Here is a 4,212-nt window from a genome sequence, read left to right on the forward strand (position 1 = left end):
TCCCGTATCCCCACCCATACAGATACTAGGGTCAATGGGAACCTGCCCCAGTAAAGGGGCTTGGAGTTCTGTCGATAGCTGCTGCCCTCCACCACTCCCAAAAATCGGAGTGCAATCGCCACAATGACCACAGATTAAATAGCTCATATTTTCGATAATGCCAAGCACGGGAATGCCGACACGACGAAACATATGGACGCTGCGGCGCACATCCGAAACGGCAACTTGTTGGGGAGTCGTCACCAAAATTACGCCACAGATAGGACTTTCTTGCACAATCGTAATTTGAGCATCGCCTGTACCAGGAGGCAAATCAATCAGCAGGTAATCCAATTCTCCCCATTCCACCTCCTGAATAAACTGAGTCACGATTTTGTGCAGGACGGGGCCACGCCAAGCGAGAGGATGATCGGGTTCTGCTAGCAGTCCCACTGACATGACTTTGATGCCGTGAGCTTCTAGGGGCAGAAACTTTTGACCGTTGGGCGTAGCAATCACCTTTACATCTGCCTGTCCCAGTCCCAACATCTGGGGGACGTTAGGGCCATAGACATCAGCATCGAGTAGACCTACCTTCGCCCCCTGTAAACTCAAAGCGGCGGCTAAATTAACCGATGTTGTGGATTTGCCTACACCCCCCTTGCCACTGGAAATTGCCAACGTCGTTCTGACACCAGGAATGGTACAAATTTGGATATAGATTTTCTTGCACCAAGTTACAGGCGAAAGTGCCGATTGAATTTCGGCTTGTAGGTGATGCTGATGTTTCCCCACATACAGGCGTAGATAAATATAGTCATCCACAACCCGCAGATTCCGCACCATCCCTAAGCTAACGATGTCGTTTTTGAGGATGGGTTCAATCACCTGTTTGAGATACTGGATAACTTCTCGTTGCCGAGATTCCGTTACTGGATCGGGAGGAGTGGCAATTTCCTCTGTATGAGTTTGGCGGAAGGGAGATTGATGGCTAGGCATTAGATGTCTCTGGCGTGGACTCTTGGATTTTCTGAATTGCTCGTTGTGCGTAAATACACACATCTTTGTCTGGATCGTCCAGAGATTGCTGGAGTGCATTCAGGGCGGTTGGGTTTTCTAGGATACCGAGTGCGATCGCTGCATCTCGACGCACATCCGAGTACTCATCTGCCAGCGCTTTCACTAAAGCAGGTAGGGTTTGGTCAGTTGGTGTTTTCTGCAAAACTTGAAGTGCAAACTTCCGCACCTGCCAATGTTCATCTGCCAAAGCCATTTCTAAGGATGGAACTGCCGTAGAATCAGCATGAAGTGCCAATGATTTTGCCGCATTGCGTCGCACCTGCCAATCTTTGTCGGTAGTGAGTGCTTGACACAGACGGGGAACTACTTCTGCATCTGCTAAATGTCCTAACGTTAGGGCAGCAGAACGCCGCACGTTCTCATCGGGGTCGGACATTAAGGCGATCGCTTCTTTACAGCGTTCCACTTGATTGAGATAGCGTAGCGTTGTCACTGCCGCTTCCCGTAACTCAGCATTTTCCGACTCAAAGAACGGCAGCACGTAGGGCAAAGACTGAGCATCGTGAATCTTCCGCAACAGAATTAACACATTCAGTTGCATATTCACGTCATCTCGATGCAGGGCATCTAGCAGCAGCAACAGGCGATCGGGGGAAACTAATTCGCCCAATGCGGATAGCGCTTCTTCCCGAATCTCCTCATCGCTTGAAGCCAGACATTCTACTAAAGCCGGAACTGCCTTGGGGTTGGCTAACTCCCACAGTGCCGTCACTGCAAGCTTTTGCACAGCTATGCTCTCATCTTGCAGGGCTGTAATCAAGGGTTCCAGAGCATCCTCATCGCCCAAATGTTGCAGCATTTTGACGGCAACTAGGCGATCGCTAGCGTCAGGCGATCGCAGCATTTCCAACCATTGGTTCAATTCAGAATCAGCAGACATCTTTACTCCTCTATCGCAACAAAAAGGGAATTTGAACCGTAATCGCGTTGGTGGGACACTCCTTCTCACAAGGCAAACAAAACCAGCACTCGTCGTACTTCATATAGGCTTTGCCTGTTTCCGGGTTCTTCGCTAACACATCCAGCGGACACACTTCAATGCAAGCGGTACACTTTTCTAAGCATTTCGATTCATCAACGATTACGGGTACATCAACCCGTTGCATTGCTAAAGCCATAACTCTCACTCTCTTGGTTACAAATTAATGAACTTACCGCAGCGTGGTGGAAATATAGCAAAAGGCAGGGGGCAGAGGGCAGAAGGCAGAAGGGATGCATATTGACGGGTCTTGGTTTCAGTATTTGGCTTTGTCCTAATTGGCTTGGCGACTGCTATAGAAAAAGGTTAAAAAGCTTACAGTACAAGCTTTCTTTCATAAAAGCCTCCTGCTTTCTACCTTCTACCTCCTACCTCCTACCTTCTGCCTTCTACCTTCTGCCTTCTTGCCCTTACCGCACCGCCACATCATAAACTTCTCGTTCAATATCAACGTCCACCACATAAGGCTCAACCGGACGCTTGAACAAAACCATCTCGCCTGATTCGTCTTTCTTGAGATTGACGTGGCAGAACCATTCTTCGTTGTTCTTTTCGGGGTAGTCCACTCGGTAATGGTACAGTCCCCAACGGCTTTCCCGACGATACAGCGAGGCACGTGCTGCCATCTCAGCACAATCGCGAATAAAGTGAACCTCCATGCAGCGCATCAGTTCATGAGGGTCGCGTGCGCCCATCATCCCTAGGCTTTCGTGATAGCGCACAAAGTTTCTCAGCCCAATTTCCATCTTGTGGTCTACTTTCGGGGGCTGAAGGTAGTCATTGACTAACCGCCGTAATTTGTACTCCACCTGCGTATGCGGCACGCCATTGGGGTTGTTCAATGGGGCATAAATCCGTTGTCTTTCCGCCTCTAAAACGTCAGCATCGGGTTCAAGATGCTCTAACCCTTCGATATAATCCACAGCATTCGTACCCGCCAACCGACCAAATACAAACGCCCCAATCATGTAGTTGTGGGGGACACTTGCCATGTCGCCTGCGGCATACAACCCCGGCACGGTCGTCTCCGCCTTCTCATTAACCCAGACTCCAGAAGCACTGTGACCACTACACAAACCAATTTCCGAGATATTCATCTCCACGCCATCCGTGCGGTAGTTTTCGCCTCTACCTTCATGGAACCGCCCTCGGCTGGGGCGTTCATTCGACCACAGAATCGACTCAATTTCTGAAATGGTGTCTTCATCTAAATGGGTCATCTTCAGTTGAACCGGGCCTTTACCAGAGTTCAACTCCTTCCAGATTTCTAGCATCATCTGACCGCTCCAGTAGTCGCAACTGATAAAGCGGTGCCCTTCAGCATTGGCGGTGTAAGCTCCAAACGGACTGGCGACATAGGCGCAGGCAGGGCCGTTATAGTCCTTCATCAGTGGGTTGATTTGAAAACACTCGATATTCGTGAGTTCTGCGCCTGCGTGATACGCCATTGAATAGCCGTCACCAGCGTTGGTGGGGTTTTCATAGGTGCCGTAGAGATAGCCAGAGGCGGGTAAACCTAAGCGTCCGCAAGCTCCTGTACATAAAACGACTGCTTTTGCCTGAATCACGACAAAATCGCCGTTTCGCACGTCAAACCCTACCGCTCCAATAGCGCGTCCGTTCCTAACTAGAACACGAGTCGCCATCACCCGATTCGTGACTTTCGCTTTGTGGCGCTTTACTTGTCGGGTCAAAATTTGTTTGAGGTCTTTTCCTTCTGGCATCGGGAGCACGTATTTCCCTACGCGATGCACTTGCTTCAGGTCGTAATTGCCGTGAATGTCTTTTTGGAACTTCACGCCCCAGCTTTCCAGTTCTTGAATGACTTCAAAGCCGAGTTTCCCGGTTTGATAGACGGCTTTTTGGTTCACAATGCCATCGTTGGAAATCGTAATTTCTCGAACATATTGCTCTGGGGTAGAATTACCAGGAATGACGGCTGTATTGACCCCATCCATACCCATTGCGATCGCTCCACTGCGACGGATATTCGCTTTTTCTAAAATCAGCACTTCTCCGTCAGGATTTGCCTGTTTTGCTTTGATGGCTGCCATCGTTCCCGCAGTACCACCACCGATGACAAGAACATCGGTCTTCATCCATTGAGTATCCACTCTTGACTCCTCTTCAGTTAGCAAAAACTTTTATAACTTTGTACGAATAAATTCACTAAG

Annotated in this window: 4 protein-coding genes; all 4 read right to left on the reverse strand. The window is 49.4% G+C overall.

Translation table 11 applies throughout. From position 1 onward, the window contains the following. Positions 1-978, reverse strand: a 978-nt coding sequence (locus tag H6F50_RS07140) for an Mrp/NBP35 family ATP-binding protein (RefSeq protein WP_190427924.1), incomplete at its 3' end; no start/stop codon positions are given. Next, positions 971-1,939, reverse strand: coding sequence for a HEAT repeat domain-containing protein (locus H6F50_RS07145; protein WP_190427926.1), 969 nt, complete (start codon positions 1,937-1,939; stop codon positions 971-973). The genes H6F50_RS07140 and H6F50_RS07145, both read right to left, overlap by 8 nt. Before the next feature lie 10 nt (positions 1,940-1,949). Continuing rightward, positions 1,950-2,177, reverse strand: coding sequence for a ferredoxin family protein (locus H6F50_RS07150; protein ID WP_071958132.1), 228 nt, complete (start codon positions 2,175-2,177; stop codon positions 1,950-1,952). 271 nt (positions 2,178-2,448) lie between these two features. After that, positions 2,449-4,152, reverse strand: a complete 1,704-nt coding sequence (locus H6F50_RS07155; protein ID WP_199292030.1) for a fumarate reductase/succinate dehydrogenase flavoprotein subunit — start codon at positions 4,150-4,152, stop codon at positions 2,449-2,451. Positions 4,153-4,212 lie beyond the last annotated feature (60 nt).

The sequence above is a fragment of the Coleofasciculus sp. FACHB-712 genome (assembly GCF_014695635.1).
Classification (GTDB): Bacteria; Cyanobacteriota; Cyanobacteriia; order Cyanobacteriales; family FACHB-T130; genus FACHB-T130.

Excerpts from the sequence above, each read along its gene's own strand:
- H6F50_RS07145 (WP_190427926.1), bottom strand. The coding sequence starts at position 1,939 with ATGTCTGCTGATTCTGAATTGAACCAATGGTTGGAAATGCTGCGATCG.
- H6F50_RS07150 (WP_071958132.1), bottom strand. The coding sequence starts at position 2,177 with ATGGCTTTAGCAATGCAACGGGTTGATGTACCCGTAATCGTTGATGAA.